Source organism: Bacillus luti (assembly GCF_001884105.1).
Classification (GTDB): Bacteria; Bacillota; Bacilli; order Bacillales; family Bacillaceae_G; genus Bacillus_A; species Bacillus_A luti.
Genome location: NZ_MACI01000094.1, coordinates 76358 through 94168, shown reverse-complemented (window position 1 = coordinate 94168; position 17811 = coordinate 76358). Strand labels below are relative to the sequence as shown.

The 17811-nt window shown below is 35.5% G+C and carries 23 protein-coding genes and 2 riboswitches; of the genes, 10 read left to right on the top strand and 13 right to left on the bottom strand.

Annotated elements, in window-relative coordinates; all coding sequences use genetic code 11:
* Window positions 1-8: 8 nt before the first annotated feature.
* Together BAQ48_RS24485 and BAQ48_RS24480 are read right to left on the bottom strand one after the other, a co-directional pair.
* Window positions 9-773, bottom strand: coding sequence for a hypothetical protein (locus BAQ48_RS24485; RefSeq protein ID WP_071713143.1), 765 nt, complete (start codon window positions 771-773; stop codon window positions 9-11).
* A gap of 36 nt (window positions 774-809) precedes the next feature.
* Window positions 810-1538, bottom strand: a complete 729-nt coding sequence (locus tag BAQ48_RS24480; protein WP_071713142.1) for a DUF4184 family protein — start codon at window positions 1536-1538, stop codon at window positions 810-812.
* 147 nt (window positions 1539-1685) lie between these two features.
* On the opposite strand from BAQ48_RS24480, the gene BAQ48_RS24475 reads away from it, so the two are divergent.
* Together BAQ48_RS24475 and BAQ48_RS24470 are read left to right on the top strand one after the other, a co-directional pair.
* Complete coding sequence (locus BAQ48_RS24475) at window positions 1686-1955, top strand: hypothetical protein (RefSeq protein ID WP_071713141.1); 270 nt, start codon at window positions 1686-1688, stop codon at window positions 1953-1955.
* A 10-nt stretch (window positions 1956-1965) separates the two neighbouring features.
* Window positions 1966-2718, top strand: a complete 753-nt coding sequence (locus BAQ48_RS24470) for an AAA family ATPase (RefSeq protein ID WP_071713140.1) — start codon at window positions 1966-1968, stop codon at window positions 2716-2718.
* A gap of 30 nt (window positions 2719-2748) precedes the next feature.
* On the opposite strand, the gene BAQ48_RS24465 is transcribed toward BAQ48_RS24470, so the two are convergent.
* The 3 genes from BAQ48_RS24465 to BAQ48_RS24455 form a co-directional block, all read right to left on the bottom strand.
* Window positions 2749-3924: an acetyl-CoA C-acetyltransferase gene (locus tag BAQ48_RS24465; protein ID WP_071713139.1), complete on the bottom strand. Its 1176-nt coding sequence runs from the start codon at window positions 3922-3924 to the stop codon at window positions 2749-2751.
* A 139-nt stretch (window positions 3925-4063) separates the two neighbouring features.
* Window positions 4064-4513 carry an NUDIX hydrolase gene (locus BAQ48_RS24460; protein WP_071713138.1) on the bottom strand — a complete coding sequence of 150 codons (450 nt, stop codon included), beginning with the start codon at window positions 4511-4513 and terminating at the stop codon, window positions 4064-4066.
* A 110-nt stretch (window positions 4514-4623) separates the two neighbouring features.
* Window positions 4624-4917 (bottom strand): DUF3928 family protein, encoded by a 294-nt coding sequence (locus BAQ48_RS24455; protein ID WP_016111246.1) that lies wholly within the window; start codon window positions 4915-4917, stop codon window positions 4624-4626.
* 177 nt (window positions 4918-5094) lie between these two features.
* Between BAQ48_RS24455 and BAQ48_RS24450 the strand changes: the two genes are divergently transcribed.
* A complete protein-coding gene (locus BAQ48_RS24450; RefSeq protein WP_071713137.1) occupies window positions 5095-5712 on the top strand; it encodes an ImmA/IrrE family metallo-endopeptidase in 618 nt (205 codons plus the stop codon).
* A 170-nt stretch (window positions 5713-5882) separates the two neighbouring features.
* Here the strand turns inward: BAQ48_RS24450 and BAQ48_RS24440 are convergent, their stop codons facing one another.
* Genes BAQ48_RS24440 through BAQ48_RS24430 form a run of 3 tightly spaced genes read right to left on the bottom strand, consistent with a single transcriptional unit; the run spans window position 5883 to window position 7757 of the window.
* Entirely contained in the window at window positions 5883-6644 is a 762-nt protein-coding gene (locus BAQ48_RS24440) for a DUF1129 domain-containing protein (protein ID WP_071713136.1), read from the bottom strand.
* A gap of 13 nt (window positions 6645-6657) precedes the next feature.
* Entirely contained in the window at window positions 6658-7425 is a 768-nt protein-coding gene (locus BAQ48_RS24435) for a DUF1129 domain-containing protein (RefSeq protein WP_071713135.1), read from the bottom strand.
* Complete coding sequence (locus tag BAQ48_RS24430; protein WP_000107988.1) at window positions 7425-7757, bottom strand: PadR family transcriptional regulator; 333 nt, start codon at window positions 7755-7757, stop codon at window positions 7425-7427. Before BAQ48_RS24430 ends, BAQ48_RS24435 begins: the two co-directional genes overlap by 1 nt.
* Window positions 7758-7951: 194 nt before the next feature.
* On the opposite strand from BAQ48_RS24430, the gene BAQ48_RS24425 reads away from it, so the two are divergent.
* Window positions 7952-8728 (top strand): 3-hydroxybutyrate dehydrogenase, encoded by a 777-nt coding sequence (locus tag BAQ48_RS24425; RefSeq protein WP_071713134.1) that lies wholly within the window; start codon window positions 7952-7954, stop codon window positions 8726-8728.
* Between the two features lie 30 nt (window positions 8729-8758).
* On the opposite strand, the gene BAQ48_RS24420 is transcribed toward BAQ48_RS24425, so the two are convergent.
* The 4 genes from BAQ48_RS24420 to BAQ48_RS24405 all read right to left on the bottom strand — a co-directional run bounded on the left by BAQ48_RS24420 (window position 8759) and on the right by BAQ48_RS24405 (window position 12398).
* Entirely contained in the window at window positions 8759-8920 is a 162-nt protein-coding gene (locus BAQ48_RS24420; protein ID WP_000393325.1) for a YvrJ family protein, read from the bottom strand.
* Between the two features lie 67 nt (window positions 8921-8987).
* Entirely contained in the window at window positions 8988-10049 is a 1062-nt protein-coding gene (gene mtnA, locus BAQ48_RS24415) for an S-methyl-5-thioribose-1-phosphate isomerase (RefSeq protein WP_071713133.1), read from the bottom strand.
* Entirely contained in the window at window positions 10046-11227 is a 1182-nt protein-coding gene (gene mtnK / locus BAQ48_RS24410) for an S-methyl-5-thioribose kinase (RefSeq protein WP_071713132.1), read from the bottom strand. The genes mtnA and mtnK overlap by 4 nt, the downstream gene beginning before the upstream one ends.
* Before the next feature lie 91 nt (window positions 11228-11318).
* A riboswitch (SAM riboswitch) is annotated at window positions 11319-11463 on the bottom strand.
* Window positions 11464-11534: 71 nt separating this feature from the next.
* On the bottom strand, window positions 11535-12398 hold the full coding sequence (locus BAQ48_RS24405) for a carbon-nitrogen family hydrolase (protein ID WP_071713171.1): 864 nt from the start codon (window positions 12396-12398) through the stop codon (window positions 11535-11537).
* Between the two features lie 14 nt (window positions 12399-12412).
* On the opposite strand from BAQ48_RS24405, the gene BAQ48_RS24400 reads away from it, so the two are divergent.
* The 6 genes from BAQ48_RS24400 (at window position 12413) to BAQ48_RS24375 (ending at window position 17422) form a co-directional block, all read left to right on the top strand.
* Window positions 12413-13603 carry a pyridoxal phosphate-dependent aminotransferase gene (locus BAQ48_RS24400; protein WP_071713131.1) on the top strand — a complete coding sequence of 397 codons (1191 nt, stop codon included), beginning with the start codon at window positions 12413-12415 and terminating at the stop codon, window positions 13601-13603.
* A gap of 52 nt (window positions 13604-13655) precedes the next feature.
* A riboswitch (SAM riboswitch) is annotated at window positions 13656-13761 on the top strand.
* A gap of 64 nt (window positions 13762-13825) precedes the next feature.
* Window positions 13826-15070, top strand: coding sequence for a 2,3-diketo-5-methylthiopentyl-1-phosphate enolase (gene mtnW / locus BAQ48_RS24395; RefSeq protein ID WP_071713130.1), 1245 nt, complete (start codon window positions 13826-13828; stop codon window positions 15068-15070).
* On the top strand, window positions 15067-15726 hold the full coding sequence (locus BAQ48_RS24390) for a 2-hydroxy-3-keto-5-methylthiopentenyl-1-phosphate phosphatase (protein WP_071713129.1): 660 nt from the start codon (window positions 15067-15069) through the stop codon (window positions 15724-15726). The genes mtnW and BAQ48_RS24390 overlap by 4 nt, the downstream gene beginning before the upstream one ends.
* Entirely contained in the window at window positions 15723-16361 is a 639-nt protein-coding gene (locus BAQ48_RS24385) for a methylthioribulose 1-phosphate dehydratase (protein WP_071713128.1), read from the top strand. The genes BAQ48_RS24390 and BAQ48_RS24385 overlap by 4 nt, the downstream gene beginning before the upstream one ends.
* Window positions 16339-16851: a 1,2-dihydroxy-3-keto-5-methylthiopentene dioxygenase gene (locus BAQ48_RS24380; protein ID WP_000057320.1), complete on the top strand. Its 513-nt coding sequence runs from the start codon at window positions 16339-16341 to the stop codon at window positions 16849-16851. Before BAQ48_RS24385 ends, BAQ48_RS24380 begins: the two co-directional genes overlap by 23 nt.
* A gap of 295 nt (window positions 16852-17146) precedes the next feature.
* The gene (locus BAQ48_RS24375; protein WP_000025444.1) at window positions 17147-17422 is read left to right on the top strand and encodes a hypothetical protein; all 276 of its coding nucleotides are present in this window, start codon (window positions 17147-17149) and stop codon (window positions 17420-17422) included.
* A gap of 51 nt (window positions 17423-17473) precedes the next feature.
* Here the strand turns inward: BAQ48_RS24375 and BAQ48_RS24370 are convergent, their stop codons facing one another.
* Entirely contained in the window at window positions 17474-17806 is a 333-nt protein-coding gene (locus BAQ48_RS24370) for a DUF3909 family protein (RefSeq protein ID WP_071713127.1), read from the bottom strand.
* Between the last annotated feature and the right edge of the window lie 5 nt (window positions 17807-17811).

The window sequence follows — 17811 nt, the reverse complement described above, 5'->3', positions numbered from 1 at the left end:
AAAAAAACTTACTCAGAAAGTGAGATAGTAAAAGTTTGTGATTCTTTAACAACATCCTGTGTCTCTGTATCTCCTGCAATTAAATCATCCGTTGTAAACTTAACATCCTTCACCTTTTCTTTTCCATCATCAAGTATTAAACCGATAATTCCATCTCTTGTTTCACCAGGCTTATAGTCTTCTCTAGATACATTTTTTGTACCAACGAGCGTATCTTCATCATATAAAAAGTTTTGCGTCGCTACTTTAAAATGTTGTTTATCATTAATCGTAACATCATTCATAGAGAAAAATTGCATATTTTTATTCCCGCTATTTTCCACTTTATATGTAATCTCAACGTAACGAATCGTATCACTAATCTCTGTTCCACTTAGCGATGCATATAATTCTGCATCATCTTGACTTACTTTATCGCCTAATCTACGCTTTACTTCTTCAGGAGTTAATGCCGTATATGCTTTCAACGTATTTTTTGCATCCTCACTCATCTGTGATAAAGAGATTACTTTCACATCTTGCACGTGAATTTTCATGGGCGCTACTTCAAATGTTTGATTAACAGAATGCATCTGTTCTAACTTGAAAGTACCCCATCCTGTTTCTTTCACTTTTTGTCCTACTTTGTTTAGCTCACGTCCACCATATTCTTTCGTTTCAGGAATAGCTTCTTTCTTCTTCGGTTCAGCTTTCTTTTCTTCTTGATGGAAGCAACCACTTAACATAAGAAGAAAACTACATAAAACAAAAATACTTTTCCATGCTTTCATCATTTAATTTCTCCTAACGCTATCATTCATGAATATAAATTAGTCCCTTGCTTTGTAAACTATAGAAACAATGAGAAGTCCACAAAATGAACTTGTCAGTCCAGATACTATTATACCTCCAATTTGGAAAATATGAAAATAGGGATCTACTAACGCGTGCACAATAAATATAATAGCTGCCACAACAATTACTGAAATCCAATACTTTCTTTTTTCCGAAGCTACAATAAGATCTTTCCCCATTTCATTTTTATACTTCCAAAATACGCATACTAGTAATAGAAAACCAATACATGTACTCCCATGCTGCATATATTTATAAACTGGGATACTATGCAGTTCTCGTTGCAACAATGGTATTTTCATAACAAAATAGCCTGTCTTATGAGTAAACGCATCCCAAACTACATGTGTGAGCATACCAAATAATGCAGAATAGCAAAATACAAAAAAACCTTTCCACGTATGAAGTACCCATCTATCATCAACTGCATATATATAGTAACCAGCAAATGGCTTAGGTAAATGTGTTATAAAAGGCTTTTTTAAAATGTGATGATATATGTATGCAAACAAAAAGACAAGCGGCATATTTAAATATAAAAAACCAAGCCATGTATGCCCAAGAACACCATACGGTCTAAAATGTAAAAAATATTCAAAATCAGGCGCCATACTACCTAATATAAGAGCCGTTACTGAAATATATGTAGAATACTTTTTCGCAAAAGGAAGCACCGCTGCTGGATGTGCGAATGTAAACGGCATATGCTTACTCCTTTTCATATTTTCAATAGAATACCATCTATCATAACGAGAGAATTGCTCTTCATGCAATATTTATTTTCACATTGGAATATGATAGTTTACATGTTATAATCCACATAAATATTCAGAAAATAAGGAGGGGCTCACGTGTCATTAACACTTGTCTTTTTTCTTATTCTGTTTACCTTGTTTTTAAGTACATACATTGGATTTTTTCTATGGAAGCATTTAAAGATTATAAAATATACGCCCACTCTCGTTGGCTTTATGAGCTTTCTTTTCATTTTTATGTGGAAGAAGACTTCTTTCGGTTGGGAAGGTCTCGGTTTTGGCGCACTTCAGTATACAATACTATTAGCAAGTTGTCTCAGCCTTGTATTTGCTGCTTTGTTAGAATCAAAATCCGTTATGAATTGAGGTTTATATATTGATTGACGTACCCTTTTTAAAAAATGTCACATTAAAAAAAGAAAATATCCCTAGTTTTTCCGCATATCCTTACTGCTTACCCGCTATCCGAACATTACAATCACTAGCTTTCCATCCAAATGTAACATTCATTATTGGCGAAAACGGAACGGGTAAATCAACATTACTTGAAGCAATTGCAATCGCTTTAGGTTTTAATGCAGAAGGCGGAACAAAAAACTTCCGCTTTAGCACAAACGATTCACACTCATCTTTACATGAATACCTTCGAATTTCCAAAAGTTTCAATACACCCAACGACGGTTTCTTTCTTCGCGCTGAATCATTTTATAACGTCGCTTCTTATATTGATGAAATAGATGCTGCTCCAGAAGCACGTGGAAATCCAGTTATTGATTCCTATGGTGGTATCTCATTACACAAACAATCACACGGTGAATCGTTCTTCTCATTATTTATGAATCGTTTTTCAGGACAAGGCTTATACATTTTAGATGAGCCTGAGGCCGCTCTATCACCAATGAGACAACTTTCCATGCTCATTCGAATGCATGAGCTAGCGGAACAAGGTTCACAATTTGTTATTGCGACGCATTCTCCTATTTTAATGGCTTACCCTGAATCCACTATATACTCTTTAACACAAGAGGGGATTCACGAATCCAGATTAGAAGAAACCGAGCATTATCAAACGACGAAACTTTTCTTTGAAAATCGTGATCGATTATTCCATCATCTATTTGAATCGTAAAAAAAAGAAGCAGCGATTGCTGCTTCTTTTTTATAGTGCTTCTATAAATAATGCTACCCCAATACCGCCGCCGACGCATAGAGAAGCAATTCCTTTTTCTAAGCCGCGTCGCTTTAATTCGTGAATTAAACTTACCGTAATACGAGCTCCTGTACAACCAATTGGATGCCCAAGTCCTACACCACTACCGTTTACATTCACTTTCTCACGATCTAAACCTAATTCTTTTTCTACAGCTAAATATTGTGCTGCGAAAGCTTCATTAATTTCAAGTAAATCTGCATCTTCTAATGACCAATCTACTTTTTCTAAGCCTTTTCGGATTGCTGGTGCTGGTCCAATACCCATAATTTTCGGGTCTACCCCAGCTACTGAATATCCAACAATTCTAGCTAACGGTTGTAAGCCTTTTTCTTTCGCTTTTTCTTCGCTCATTAATACTAGAACTGCACTTCCGTCATTCAGGCCAGATGCATTCCCTGCAGTTACAGATCCATCTTTACGGAATGCTGGTTTTAATCCTGCTAATTTTTCCGCTGTAATATCTGCACGTGGATGTTCATCTTTCGAAAATACAACTTCTTTTCTACGCTCTTTTATTGTAATAGGAACAATTTGATCGTCAAAGTATCCAGACTCGATTGCTTGTAGTGCTAGTGTGTGACTACGAAGCGCAACTTCATCTTGTTCCTCTCTTGTAATTTCATATTGTTCAACTAAATTTTCCGCTGTTTCACCCATCATAATATGATGCAATGGATCTTCTAATATTTCCCACACCGTATCACGAATTTCTCCATGTTGTAGACGTTGTCCCCAGCGGTGCTGTTTTAATGCATAAGGGCTCGAACTCATCGCTTCTACTCCACCTGCAACAACAATATCACTTACACCTAATTGAATTTGCATTGCAGCTGACATAATTGCTTGCATACCTGAAGAACATTGGCGTTGGATTGTATACCCCGTAACTGTGTCAGGAAATCCTGCCGCTAATGCAGCCGTTCTCGCCGTATTTGCTTCATCAGTTCTTTGAATACAATGACCTAAAATTACTTCATCAACTTCATGCGGTTCTACCCCGCCTCGTTTTACAGCTTCCTGAAGTACAGGAACAGCTAATTCTACTGGCGTTACATTTTTTAGCGCTCCCCCAAAAGTTCCAATTGGCGAACGAACTGCAGCTGTAATAACAACATTATGCATTTTAAACTTGCCCCTCTCTTATGTACACTAGTCAGTTTTTAGGTGAAATTCCATAAGATGTATGTCTACAACTATCATACTATAAACATACTAAAAAATCAAAATATTTAATATAATAAAAATAGAAGGAATTAACCTTCTATTCTGTCAACGCATATAAAAACTTTTGTAAAATTTTCTCTGTCGTTTCATTCAATTTTGGTAACTTATCTACTGGAAAATATTGAAGTTGTAACCCTTCATGATCGAGCTTCAATTCACCACTCACATGATGCCCCTGATACAGATGAATGACATTAAAAATTTCATCCCCATTTGGATAACGGAAATATACTTCCTTTCCTGATAAGACACCAAGAAATTGCATTATTTTTGCAGTTAGTCCCGTTTCCTCGAATAGTTCTCTACGAGCAGTTTCTTCTGTCGTTTCTCCAAGCTCCATCGCTCCACCAGGCACACCCCAATCATATGTATCTGAACGATATTGAAGCAATACTTCTTGATTATCATTTAATATAATAATTGCTGACCCTACTAGAATAAGCGGCCTTGTACCAACGACTTTGCGTAAATCTTCAATATACCCCAATATGTAAACTCTCCTTTCCTCACCCTCCCTTATCATAACAAAATTTTTCTCCTTTTGTTGATGTAATTTTAAAGAAAAAAAAGGAAGCTTTCGCCCCCTTTTTTCATCTTTTATTTCTTAAAACTTTCATATTTTACAGCTTCAAAAGCTTCCTCAATTTCATCATTACGATAATGGACGTATGTAAAACGACCCAATTCTACTAATCTTGCTATTTCCTGTAACGCTTTATGCTGCTCATATGTTTCCTTCAGCTTAATATGTACATAAAACTTCATTAACGGATGTTCATATAAAGGTTCTCCCACCTCTACATATACATCTTCAATCCCTTGTACAACTCTTACATAACTCGCAAATTGATATAGCGCTTCTCTGTCTGAAACGATTTTTAATGTATACATATATTCTCCCCCTTTCCTTTACTATATCAAAAAGGCGACCACACCATGTTATCGAACTATGAATTTTTTTCGACTTGTCATCTATATATTCATGTAATAAAGAAGGCATTTATCCATACATAGCACCTTTTTCACACATATATTATAGGAAGAATTTTTTCAGTTGAGGTGTTCCTTATGGATCCATACGTCAATATATGTATTTGCATTACTCCAGGCGCCGATATTTCTGATGACCGCATTGCAAAAGATTTAGCAGTTGCAGAATCAGTTTGGCATCCGATTACTTTTCAAATTAAAGAAGTAATTATTTTAAATGAACTTTTCCGTTTTTCTGACCGTGAAATTAGTTATAAAAATTCTATTCAAAGTCAGGAAAAATTAGCATCCTTTTTCCAAACGTGTGTAAATGAAGCTCCTGAATGCGACCTTTACATTTGTTATATTGGCAGTGATTATTTCAAAGAAACAGCAGTAATTGCCTGTGCTTACTCTTTAGCAAAACAACAGCAACTTACTGGTTATATCGTTTTAACAAATTCAGCTGCTCCTATGAAAAATATATATACGCTCGCTCACGAAATTGGTCATATTTTATTTACAAGACGTGTTCACGGAAAACTTACTCACGCAGATCCTCATTCTCCAACCGGTTCGGAGCACCACCCTTCTCCAGCAAATCTTATGTATCCGATCGTACCTCGCCCTGAAAATGTCCATATTCAGTCCCTATTAACGAACGAACAAAAAGCACTCTCTTTACAAAGCTCTTTATTACAAAGAAAAAAACAGTAACTGTCATGTTACTGTTTAAAACACCTTATTTAATCAATAAACCCATTCCCGGCTGCTAGAAATACAAATAACCAACTAAACATAAATGTAATCCTTCTAAAAATCAAAATATAGTATTTCTTTGGAAATAATTTTTGTATATTCAAGGCAGCCTTTTTTCTATGGAACTCCTAGTTTACACTTTTTCGTTCTTCATTTTTGAAAGACCATCGCATTAATACATATAAACTTCCGTACAGAAGTAAAGGCTCTAGCATTCCCCAATATGGGTTTTGTTTCCCTAATTCCTTAAATACAAACATAATTAATAGCGGTATGATAACAGCTAATATTCCAATCCATCCAAGTATAAATGCTTCAGCAACTAACAGCACAATTAAGATAGTTCCAGCTAATATATAACTTTGCATAGTAGTTAATTGTAATACAGGTGTCCCGTACCATTTATTCATAAACATTAATAATACTAGTAATAAAATCGGTAGCAAAGCTGCTACATAAATAATGCTAAATTCTTTTATTTTGCTCTTAAATGATGACATTTTAAAAGCAAATATAATTCCTGCAACAGTAACCATTAATACAATTGGATATCCAATCAACTGCACATTCGTTAATACAAATTCATGATTAGGACTTTCAAATAAGATATTTGTAAGTAACCAATATCCACCTATCCCAATTATCATTCCTAAAATGCTCTTTATACTCCCGCTTTTATCCTTCTCCATCTCTTTCGCCAACTCTTCCGCATACTCTTTTGGTGAATCACCAAATATATCCTTTACCGTCTTTCCTTCTTTCTCACCTTCTATTAAATGAAGTTCTGCATCTTCTAAAAAGGCATCCACATCTTCTTCTTTAATCCCTTTTGTTATTAAATACACTTTCGTATCGATTAAAAACTTTTCGCCTTCTTTAGAAACCTTCATTATAACCCCTCCCTTATTTAACCGTTTCTCTTCTATTCGTCTTCATCATAATTTCAATAAAAATTAAAATAAATAAACTTCCGTATAAACATATAATTTGAAATAGCATTGGCATAAGATCTTCCGATGTAAATGCTTTAAATATGAACATTATAAAAAGTGGAATGATTAAATATAAGTTTTTAAACCACCCTTCAAAATACATATTTATAGCTACTGTGATGCCAAAAATCCCACCAGCTAATATATAACTTTGCAACTCGGTGAATGTAAACATTTTGGTAGGATAGATCACATCTAATATCGTAACAACCCCCATTAAAAACATTGGCGCGATCATAACTAAAAACCACATAGAAAACCATGTTTTTGTAAAACTTGTTACGAAGGTCATTTTGCGAAGTAGAAAATTAGGACCCATAACAACCAAAATCAATGACAAACTATACCCAACGCACTGAATAAGCGACATCTGTAATAATCCGTTATTCACTATTAAGATAGAAGCAATGATCCAAAACGATACGATATTCATTACCGTAAAGCCAATTTGCTTCCACGTTTCTTGTCTATCTCTTTCCATTACTTTTACAAGTTCATTTGCATATTCTTTCGGTGAGCTTCCGAAAATTTCTTCTACGCTTTTCCCATCACTCTCCCCCTCAATTAAATGGAGTTCTGCATCTTCTATAAAATTTTCAATATCACTTTCTTTCACGCTCTTTGCCGCCAAAAATAATCTCATATCTAATAAAAACTTTCGTGCTTCATTTGATAGCATTATTTTCTTCTCCCCTTCCCCTCAAGTAGACGCTCTACACTACTTTGCATCGCTTCCCAGCGATCCATAAATTCATTTAGTGCTTCTTCGCCTTTTTCTGTTAATGTATAGTATTTTCGCTTTGGGCCAGATGGAGATTCCTTCATCACACTTGTTATTAATCCTTCCTTTTGCATACGTATCAATAACGGATAAATACTTCCCTCACTCGCCATTGTAAAGCCATACTTCGCTAGCTTTTCACTCATTTCATAACCGTATATTTCACCTTCAGAAATAATAGCAAGTAAGCACCCTTCTAGAATTCCTTTCAGCATTTGACTTGTCGACATATTAAAATCCTCCTGCTATCTTGTTTTACAAGATAGATAAGCGTAAGTATCTTGCTTTACAACATAGTATAGCAGAGACTATTTTGCAAAACAAGATAGCTAACGATATTTTTCCAAATGTTTGCAGGAATTTTATTATATCCTCTCTAAATAGAGCAATATGCAAACTTTATTATGAAGGGATGTTTTTCGTCATGGTTACAAATCGAGTTGTCTTTTTAACAGGTGCCGCGAGTGGTATTGGTTATGAAATGGGGAATGCTTTTGCAAAAGAAGGCGCAAAAGTTGTTATTAGTGACCGACTTGAAGAGCGTGCGAAAGAAGCTGCTGAAAAATTACAAAAAGAGGGATTTCAAGCAATTGGTTTAAAATGTGATGTTACATCTGAGGAAGAAATTGCAGCAGCAATTTCTCAAACAGTTACTCATTTCGGTTCATTAGACATATTAATTAACAACGCAGGAATGCAACATGTTTCACCGATTGAAGAGTTTCCAACCGAAAAATTCGAGCTACTCATTAAAATCATGCAAATCGCTCCATTTATCGCCATTAAACATGCCTTTCCGATTATGAAAAAGCAAAAGTATGGCCGAATTATTAATGTTGCTTCCATTAATGGCCTTGTTGGATTTGCAGGAAAATCCGCCTACAATAGCGCCAAACATGGTGTAATTGGATTAACAAAAGTGGCAGCTTTAGAAGGTGCTACCGATGGTATTACTGTAAATGCCCTTTGCCCTGGTTATGTCGATACCCCTCTTGTACGTAATCAACTACAAGACTTAGCTACTACACGAAATGTACCACTTGAAAATGTTTTAGAAGATGTTATTTATCCACTTGTACCACAAAAACGCTTATTACAAGTACAAGAAATTGCTGATTATGCTATATTCTTAGCGAGCGAAAAAGCTAAAGGTATAACTGGCCAAGCTGTCGTTATCGATGGTGGTTATACTGCTCAATAAAAAATAAAGTTTGCTCACGAAGAGCAAACTTTATTTTTTATCACGAGGATCGTCGTACTTTAGTAATTGCTGCGGCAGTTTCTCTATTGCAACAGTTATCCCATCTAATTTACTTTCAATTCGATGGAGTAAATATAATGTTACAACAATCGGAAACCCTACATTACCTATCATCTTGATCCACTCTTCCATCTTTTTCTCCCCCTTTCATTATATAAATAAGAGAGACTAGTCAATTTAGGCATAAAAAAACAAGCTATTATATATTAGCTTGTTTTTCAAACAATGATGCAATTTCTCGCTTATAATCTCCACGTATAATACCTTTCTCAGTAATAATACCTGTAATTAATTCATTCGGCGTTACATCAAATGCAGGATTATAAACATCAACTCCAATTGGTGCTACTTGTTTCCCAAAGATTTTCGTAACTTCTGTTTCATCTCTCTCTTCAATAACAATTTCAGTTCCAGTTTCTTTCTTAATATCAAATGTAGATAACGGAGCTGCAACATAAAATGGGATATCGAAATACTTTGCTAATATAGCTAAATTCATTGTTCCGATTTTATTTGCGGTATCTCCATTTGCCACAATTCGATCTGCTCCTACGATAATCGCATTAATTTCTTTCGTACGGATTGCATGAGCTGCCGTATTATCTGTAATAAGCGTTACATCAATTTCCGCTTGCTTCAACTCCCAAGTCGTTAAACGTCCACCTTGTAAAACGGGTCTCGTTTCACACGCATACGCATGTAAACGTACACCTTTTTCTTTCCCAATATAAAACGGTGCTAATGCAGTACCATATCTAGCAGTTGCGATACTTCCAGCGTTACAAATTGTTAAAATGTTATCACCGTCTGTAAAACATGTTAACGCATATTCCCCAATGCTCCGGCATATCGCTTCATCTTCTTGCTGAATGAGAAGCGCTTCTTCTTCTAATATTTTTTGCGCTTCTTTTATTGTAGTAATCTCTCGAATAGATTCTCTCATGCGATCGATTGCCCAAAATAAATTCACTGCCGTCGGGCGTGATGTTCCTAAATAATTACAATCTCTATTAAATTTCTTTTGAAATTCTTCCAAATGCGTAGTGTTATATTTTTTTGATGCAAGCGCCAAGCCAAATGCAGCTACAATTCCAATTGCAGGTGCTCCGCGTACTTCTAGCATGACAATACTTTTCCAAACCTCTTCAATCGTCGTTAACGTTTTGTATTCTGTGCTATGCGGCAACTTTGTTTGATTTAATACTGCAATTGCATCACCTTTCCAACTGACAGATCTCGGAATAGTAACAATTGTACTCATGCTTTTACTCCTCCAGAAACTGTCTGCTGAAATAGTGTTCGGAACAGTTGAATATCAGCGCTCTTAGATTCATATTTTATTAGTTCTTTACCTAAGGATAGCGCTTGTTTCTTAGCTTGAATTCTCGTTTCTTTATTTGCTATTTCATCTAAATCAGCTACATGTGCTAAGCCAATTGTTCTTCGGATAATCTCACATCCTGCAAATCCGACAGCATCAGTAAAGATATTTTGCAAAATAATCGGTAACCACTGTTTTTCTTTCGTATATGCTTCTACGCCTTCTCCAATCCATAACTTCGTAAAAGTTTCTACAAAATAACTCCATGTCTTTTCTATATGGAAAAATAGTACACTTCTCTTTTCTTCTTCTCTAGATAAAGCATTTACTAATAAATTTGCAATAAATTGACCAATGTCAAATCCAAATGGACCGTATGTTGCAAATTCTGGATCAATCACTTTCGTCTCAGAAGGTGATGAAAAAATACTACCAGTATGTAAATCACCATGAATAAGCGCTTCTTTTCTCGTTAAAAATTTATATTTATATTGCGCTACTTTTAGTTTTAAAGTTTTATCACTCCAAAGTTCATCAACAGTTAGTTGTAACTCCGGCTCATAATCATTTGTATCGTAATGGCCAAACGGATCTGTAAACACTAAATCTTCTGTAATTTTACAAAGGTCTGGATTTACAAATGCACCTTCTAGTATCCTTTTTTCTTCTGACTCTAACCCGAAATCTGAAGTATAAAACAAAACATTTGCTAGAAAACGACCAATATGTTGGGATAAAAGTGGATACTCCTCTCCATCTATTAATCCTTTTCTTGTAATTGTTAGCCGTGATAAATCTTCTATGACTGTTACCGCTAATTCTTCATCATGACTATACACTACCGGCACATATTCAGGCACATACTTCGCAAAAATTTGCAGTGCCTTACTTTCAATCGTTGCTCTTTTTATAGACAATGGCCAGCTCTCACCAACTACTTTCGCATATGGCAACGCTTGTTTTATTATAATCGACTTCACTCCATCATCTAATTTGAACACGTAATTTAAATTTCCATCTCCAATTTCATGACAAACTACATTCGCTTTCTTTTCAAAATAGCCATGTTCTTTCGCATATTGTACAGCAGTTACTTCTGTTAATGAATAATATCCCATCGTTTTCTCCCCCTTTTTTAATTCAGAGGTTTTTCTAGCATAAGAAAAACCTCTTTCCACAAAGAAAGAGGTTTGAAGTTTATCTTCTCCCCTCTTATCTACCAGAAAGTATACTTTCTGCTGGAATTAGCACCGTGCCTTTTGGCGTCGTAAATATACGCCCCATTTCACAATGGTATTACGGTCGGTTGCTGGGCTTCATCGGGCCAAATCCCTCCACCTGCTCTTGATAAGAGTTGTATAATTTTTTGAATTTTTAACTTTATGTTGAAGACTATACCAAGAATAAAAATCACTTGTCAATATTTTATTTATATAATTCTGGACGACGATCCGCAAAAACTGGAATCCCTTTACGAACCTCTTGAATTTTCTCGAATGTAAGCTCTCCAAACAAAATGGATTCCTCTTGATTTGCCTCTACCACAACTTCCCCCCAAGGATCCACAATTAAAGAATGACCTGCAAATTCATTATTCGGATCTTTTCCTGCCCGATTACACGCAACAACATAACATTGGTTTTCAACTGCCCTTGCTTGCAGCAGCAAGCGCCAATGTGCTAAACGTACTAATGGCCATTCTGCTACAACAAATAAAACTTCTGCCCCTTGAGCAGTATGAACGCGCATCCACTCTGGAAAACGAATATCATAACAAATTGTGCCGGCGCATTCTACATCATCTAGCTTAAATTCGCCTGTACTATTTCCAGCGACTAAATATTTATGTTCATCCATCAGCTGAAATAAATGCACTTTACTATATTCATTGACTAGATCTCCTTCTTTGTTTACAACATACATTGTATTTGTAACACCTTGTTCTGTTTGCTTCGCTATGGAACCACCAACAATATGTACCCCATATTGTTTCGACCATTCTTTCAACGTTTCTTTCGTTTCTACTCCGTCCTTATCTGCAATTTCAGAAAGTCTCGTTAAATCATATCCTGTCGTCCATAGTTCTGGTAAGACGATAACATCTGGTCTTTCCTTCATCGCTTCACTTATTTTATTTTTAGCGTTTTCAATATTTTTTTCTACATCTCCAAAGACAATATCCATTTGAATACATGCGACTTTCATTTTGTCAGCCCCATTCTCATTTTTTTCTTTACAAAATACTGGAAAGATTATATCATTTGTCACTAGAATTGTAACAACTTTCAAAAGAGGTGGAAAGTATGAAATTATTTCAACCTTCTGAGATAGTAACATCATTGCCTACACAATTTTTCGCTTCACTTGTTGCAAAAGTTAACAAGGTCGTTGCAGCTGGTCACGATGTTATTAATCTAGGTCAAGGTAATCCAGATCAACCAACCCCGCAGCATATCGTAAAAGCTTTACAAGATGCTGCAGAAAAGACCATTCATCATAAATATCCGCCATTTCGCGGACACGAGAGCTTAAAAGAAGCCGTGGCAACATTCTATCAACGTGAATATGATGTAGTAGTAAATCCAAAAACTGAAGTTGCTATTTTGTTTGGTGGAAAGGCTGGATTAGTAGAATTACCAATGTGTTTTACAAACCCTGGTGATACTATTCTCGTTCCAGATCCAGGCTATCCAGATTATTTATCAGGAGTTGCTTTAGCAAAAGCACAATTTAAAACAATGCCGCTTATTGCAGAAAATAAATTTTTACCAGATTACACGAAAATTGATGATACTATCGCTGAGCGTGCAAAGTTAATGTTTTTAAACTATCCAAACAATCCTACTGGTGCTACTGCATCAAAAGATTTTTTTGATGAAACCATTCATTTTGCTAATAAACATAATATATTAGTTGTTCATGATTTTGCTTACGGCGCTATTGGGTTTGATGGTCAAAAGCCGGTTAGTTTCTTACAAGCAGACGGTGCCAAAGATACAGGAATTGAAATTTATACTTTATCAAAAACTTTCAATATGGCTGGATGGCGTATTGCTTTTGCAGTAGGGAATGAAAGTGTTATCGAAACAATTAACTTATTACAAGATCATATGTATGTTAGTATTTTTGGTGCAGTTCAAGATGCTGCTCGTGAAGCACTATTAAGTTCACAGTCTTGTGTAGTAGATCTTGTAAATAGTTACGAATCCCGGAGAAACGCTCTTATTTCAGCTTGTCACTCAATTGGGTGGAATGTAGATATTCCAACCGGATCATTCTTTGCATGGCTTCCTGTACCAGAAGGTTATACATCTGAGCAATTTTCTGATATTTTACTAGAAAAAGCACACGTCGCAGTTGCTCCTGGTATTGGGTTTGGCGAGCACGGCGAAGGGTATGTCCGCGTTGGTCTCTTGCATACAGAAGATAGATTACGAGAAGCCATTAATCGAATTGATAAATTAAATTTTTTCAAAAAGCCATTGACAACATAAAAAATATCTGACAAAATTCAGTTATCTTAAAAATTTAAACATTTCTAAATACTTCTTATCAAGAGCAGGTGGAGGGACGAGCCCGACGAAACCCGGCAACCGATCTACAATCGTAGACACGGTGCTAATTCTCGCAGCATTATGCTGACAGATAAGGAGCTGGTTGTAAAAAAACCTCTCCTTAGCTGAGAGGTTTTTTTATTTAACTAGGAGGTTATAACAATGAGCGGAATAATAGCGACGTATTTAATCCATGATGGTTCACATAACTTAGAAAAAAAAGCTGAGCAAATTGCACTCGGTTTAACAATTGGCTCTTGGACTCATTTGCCACACTTATTACAAGAACAATTAAAGCAGCATAAAGGCAATGTCATTCATGTTGAGGAATTAGATGAACAAGAACATATCAATTCGTATCTAGGTAAAAAAGTAAAACGCGGGGTTATTAAAATCGAATACCCGTTATTAAATTTCAGTCCAGACTTACCAGCGATTTTAACAACTACATTCGGAAAACTATCACTTGATGGTGAAGTGAAATTGATTGATTTAACTTTTTCAGATGAGTTAAAAAAGCATTTTCCTGGTCCTAAGTTCGGTATAGATGGTATTCGAAACCTTTTACAAGTGTATGACCGTCCTCTTTTAATGAGTATTTTTAAAGGCATGATTGGGCGAAATATTGGATATTTAAAAACTCAATTACGTGATCAAGCAAGTGGTGGTGTGGATATCGTAAAAGATGATGAAATTTTATTTGAGAATGCATTAACACCACTAACGAAGCGAATTGTATCTGGAAAAGAAGTTTTACAATCCGTATATGAAACACACGGCCATAAAACGTTATATGCCGTAAATTTAACAGGACGAACTTTTGACTTAAAAGAAAATGCGAAACGCGCAGTGCAAGCTGGGGCTGATATTCTATTATTTAACGCATTCGCTTATGGACTAGATGTACTGCAATCACTTGCAGAAGATGATGAAATTTCAGTTCCTATTATGGCACACCCTGCTGTAAGTGGTGCTTATTCAGCCTCACAGTTATATGGAATCTCATCTCCATTATTACTTGGAAAGCTGCTTCGTTATGCTGGGGCTGATTTTTCATTATTCCCATCTCCATATGGAAGTGTTGCGCTAGAAAAAGAAGAGGCTCTTGCCATCTCAAAACATTTAACTGAAGATGATGCATTTTTCAAGAAGAGTTTTTCTGTTCCGTCTGCTGGCATTCATCCTGGTTTCGTTCCCTTTATTCTACGGGATTTTGGTAAAGATGTTGTTATTAATGCTGGCGGCGGGATACACGGACATCCAAATGGAGCGCAAGGCGGCGGGAAAGCATTCCGTACTGCAATTGAAGCTACTTTGCAAGGAAAACCACTCCATGAAGTAGACGACATAAATTTGCATAGCGCACTACAAATATGGGGAAATCCCTCACATGAGGTGAAATTATGAGTATTCAAGTGTTTTGTGATTTCGATGGTACGATTACAAATAACGATAATATCATGTCCATTATGGAAAAATTCGCACCACCAGAAGCAGAAGAAGTAAAGAATAGAATTTTATCACAAGAGCTTACTATTCAAGAAGGTGTTTCTCAATTATTTCAATTGCTACCTACTAATTTGCAGAATGAAATAATTCAGTTTTTAATAGAAACTGCCGAAATTCGTACTGGATTTCATGAATTTATACAATTTGTAAATGAAAATAATATTTCTTTTTACGTTATATCAGGTGGGATGGATTTTTTCGTCTATCCACTCTTACAAGGGATCATTCCAAAAGAGCAAATTTACTGTAATGAAACAGACTTTTCAGCAGAATTTATTACAGTTAATTGGCCTCATCCTTGTGATGAGCATTGTCAAAACCATTGCGGGTTATGTAAATCGTCACTAATCCGTAAATTAAGTGATACAAATGATTTTCATATTGTAATTGGAGATTCTATTACTGATTTACAAGCAGCGAAACAAGCTGATAAAGTGTTTGCTCGCGACTTCCTTATTACAAAGTGTGAAGAAAATCATATTGCTTATACACCCTTTGGAACATTTCACGATGTTCTAGCTGAATTAAAACATTTGTTGGAGGTGAAATTATGAAACAACTTTTTCGTCAATGGTATGACTTAAGCGAGATTAAAAAAGAGTTAACAACACGAAATTGGTTTCCAGCAACAAGTGGGAATATTTCTATAAAAGTTAGTCATGAGCCACTTACTTTTCTTATTACCGCAAGCGGTAAAGATAAAACAAAAACTACTCCAGATGATTTTCTGTTAGTAGATCATCTAGGGGTTCCCGTATTAGATACCGAATTACGCCCTTCAGCAGAAACAATATTGCATACACATATTTATAACAATACGAATGCCGGGTGCGTACTTCATGTTCATACAACTGATAACAATGTCATCACAAATTTATATAGTGATGCAGTCACACTTCAAAATCAAGAAATTATTAAAGCCCTTGATATTTGGGAAGAAGGTGCAACAATTCACATTCCTATTATCGAAAACCATGCCCATATCCCAACGCTCGGAGAAAATTTCCGAAAGCATATACAAGGAGATTCGGGAGCAGTATTAATCCGTAATCATGGTATTACCGTATGGGGTCGAGATAGCTTTGATGCAAAGAAAAGATTAGAAGCTTATGAGTTTTTATTCCAATTTCATATAAAACTATTATCAATTCAAGGAGGCGTTTCTAATGGCGCAAATTCGTATTCATGAAGTAAATACTCGCATTGAAAATGAGGTGGAAGTATCAAAATTTCTACAAGAAGAAGGCGTTTTATATGAGAAATGGAATATTTCTAAACTTCCTACTCATTTAAATGAAAATTATTCGTTAACAGATGAAAACAAAGCTGAAATATTAGCAGTGTTTTCAAAAGAAATCGCTGATGTTTCAGCGCGTCGAGGTTATAAAGCACATGATGTAATTTCACTTTCAAGTAGTACACCCAACCTTGACGAATTGTTAATTAATTTCCAAAAAGAACACCATCATACTGATGATGAAGTCCGCTTTATTGTCAGTGGTCATGGCATCTTTGCTATTGAAGGCAAAGATGGGATATTCTTTGACGTTGAACTTGAGCCAGGCGATCTAATCTCTGTTCCTGAAAATGCAAGACATTATTTTACCTTGCAAGATGATCGCCAAGTTGTAGCTATCCGTATTTTTGTTACAACTGAAGGCTGGGTTCCAATCTATTAAGGTAGCTAGTTGAATAAAAGGACATGGACCCCCTTTTCCAACCTTTTATTCACTCTACATATATACATCCTCCTATAGAACAGACTTATTTCATTTTTTGAAATAAGTCTGATTTTTTATTCACTCAAAAATCTCTTTCTTTCCTTTTTAAGGTGGAATTACCCTCTTCGATTTTTTAACACTTTTCGAACATTTATTGAACTTTTTTTGAACTTTTTCTGAAAATTCTGTTTTATGTGTGATATACTACAATTACTAATAAGGAAAATAATATTGCAAACAGAGGGGGATAATCATGAGTATACTTATCGCACTTATACTAGGAGTTTCATGCGGAGCTATTCCTGTTATTTTAGGAGCTATTATGGAAGAATTAGAAGTTGGCGTTTTAGGTTTTGTGGCATCTTGTGTAAGCGCTTTATTTTTTGGTTTATTCGGCGCTATTCCTGTTTCAATTCTGTGTGCATTTTATATATTACGCCATGCTCGTACAAAACAATTTGGTCCTAATCACCTCGCGCAAGTGATTCCATTCCCGATTGAGCGATGCCGCCGGGCTTCCAACTTATAATGATAAAAATTAAATATATCTAAATAAATAAAAGTCCTCAAATGAGGACTTTTATTTATTTTCTTCTAGGAATTGAAATAATTCTTGTAAATGAAGCGCATCTTCACTATAGCTAACGGATACATAACATGTCCCTTCAATCTCAGCATGCATATAAAGGGAAATACCATCCCGATCATATTTCAGTGCCAAATAAAACTCCATTTCCTCTAACATCTTTTTCGAAGTTCGTATAACATAATGGCTCTTCTCATCTCTTCCATATTCGAAACTTGGTTCAAAATCATATTTTTGTTTAAAAGCTTCTTTTTGCTTATCATTAATCGGCACACAAGTTGTTCGCTGCACAGTATCAATAATTTCGTCAAACTTTTGAAGGTCCATCTTGT

Bases quoted from the DNA above. Each gene is read 5' to 3' on its own strand.
- BAQ48_RS24485 (WP_071713143.1), bottom strand. From the start codon at position 773: ATGATGAAAGCATGGAAAAGTATTTTTGTTTTATGTAGTTTTCTTCTT.
- BAQ48_RS24480 (WP_071713142.1), bottom strand. From the start codon at position 1,538: ATGCCGTTTACATTCGCACATCCAGCAGCGGTGCTTCCTTTTGCGAAA.
- BAQ48_RS24465 (WP_071713139.1), bottom strand. From the start codon at position 3,924: ATGCATAATGTTGTTATTACAGCTGCAGTTCGTTCGCCAATTGGAACT.
- BAQ48_RS24455 (WP_016111246.1), bottom strand. From the start codon at position 4,917: ATGTATACATTAAAAATCGTTTCAGACAGAGAAGCGCTATATCAATTT.
- BAQ48_RS24450 (WP_071713137.1), top strand. From the start codon at position 5,095: ATGGATCCATACGTCAATATATGTATTTGCATTACTCCAGGCGCCGAT.
- BAQ48_RS24440 (WP_071713136.1), bottom strand. From the start codon at position 6,644: ATGAAGGTTTCTAAAGAAGGCGAAAAGTTTTTAATCGATACGAAAGTG.
- BAQ48_RS24435 (WP_071713135.1), bottom strand. From the start codon at position 7,425: ATGCTATCAAATGAAGCACGAAAGTTTTTATTAGATATGAGATTATTT.
- BAQ48_RS24430 (WP_000107988.1), bottom strand. From the start codon at position 7,757: ATGTCGACAAGTCAAATGCTGAAAGGAATTCTAGAAGGGTGCTTACTT.
- BAQ48_RS24425 (WP_071713134.1), top strand. From the start codon at position 7,952: ATGGTTACAAATCGAGTTGTCTTTTTAACAGGTGCCGCGAGTGGTATT.
- BAQ48_RS24420 (WP_000393325.1), bottom strand. From the start codon at position 8,920: ATGGAAGAGTGGATCAAGATGATAGGTAATGTAGGGTTTCCGATTGTT.
- mtnA (WP_071713133.1), bottom strand. From the start codon at position 10,049: ATGAGTACAATTGTTACTATTCCGAGATCTGTCAGTTGGAAAGGTGAT.
- mtnK (WP_071713132.1), bottom strand. From the start codon at position 11,227: ATGGGATATTATTCATTAACAGAAGTAACTGCTGTACAATATGCGAAA.
- BAQ48_RS24400 (WP_071713131.1), top strand. From the start codon at position 12,413: ATGAAATTATTTCAACCTTCTGAGATAGTAACATCATTGCCTACACAA.
- mtnW (WP_071713130.1), top strand. From the start codon at position 13,826: ATGAGCGGAATAATAGCGACGTATTTAATCCATGATGGTTCACATAAC.
- BAQ48_RS24390 (WP_071713129.1), top strand. From the start codon at position 15,067: ATGAGTATTCAAGTGTTTTGTGATTTCGATGGTACGATTACAAATAAC.
- BAQ48_RS24385 (WP_071713128.1), top strand. From the start codon at position 15,723: ATGAAACAACTTTTTCGTCAATGGTATGACTTAAGCGAGATTAAAAAA.
- BAQ48_RS24380 (WP_000057320.1), top strand. From the start codon at position 16,339: ATGGCGCAAATTCGTATTCATGAAGTAAATACTCGCATTGAAAATGAG.
- BAQ48_RS24375 (WP_000025444.1), top strand. From the start codon at position 17,147: ATGAGTATACTTATCGCACTTATACTAGGAGTTTCATGCGGAGCTATT.
- BAQ48_RS24370 (WP_071713127.1), bottom strand. From the start codon at position 17,806: ATGGACCTTCAAAAGTTTGACGAAATTATTGATACTGTGCAGCGAACA.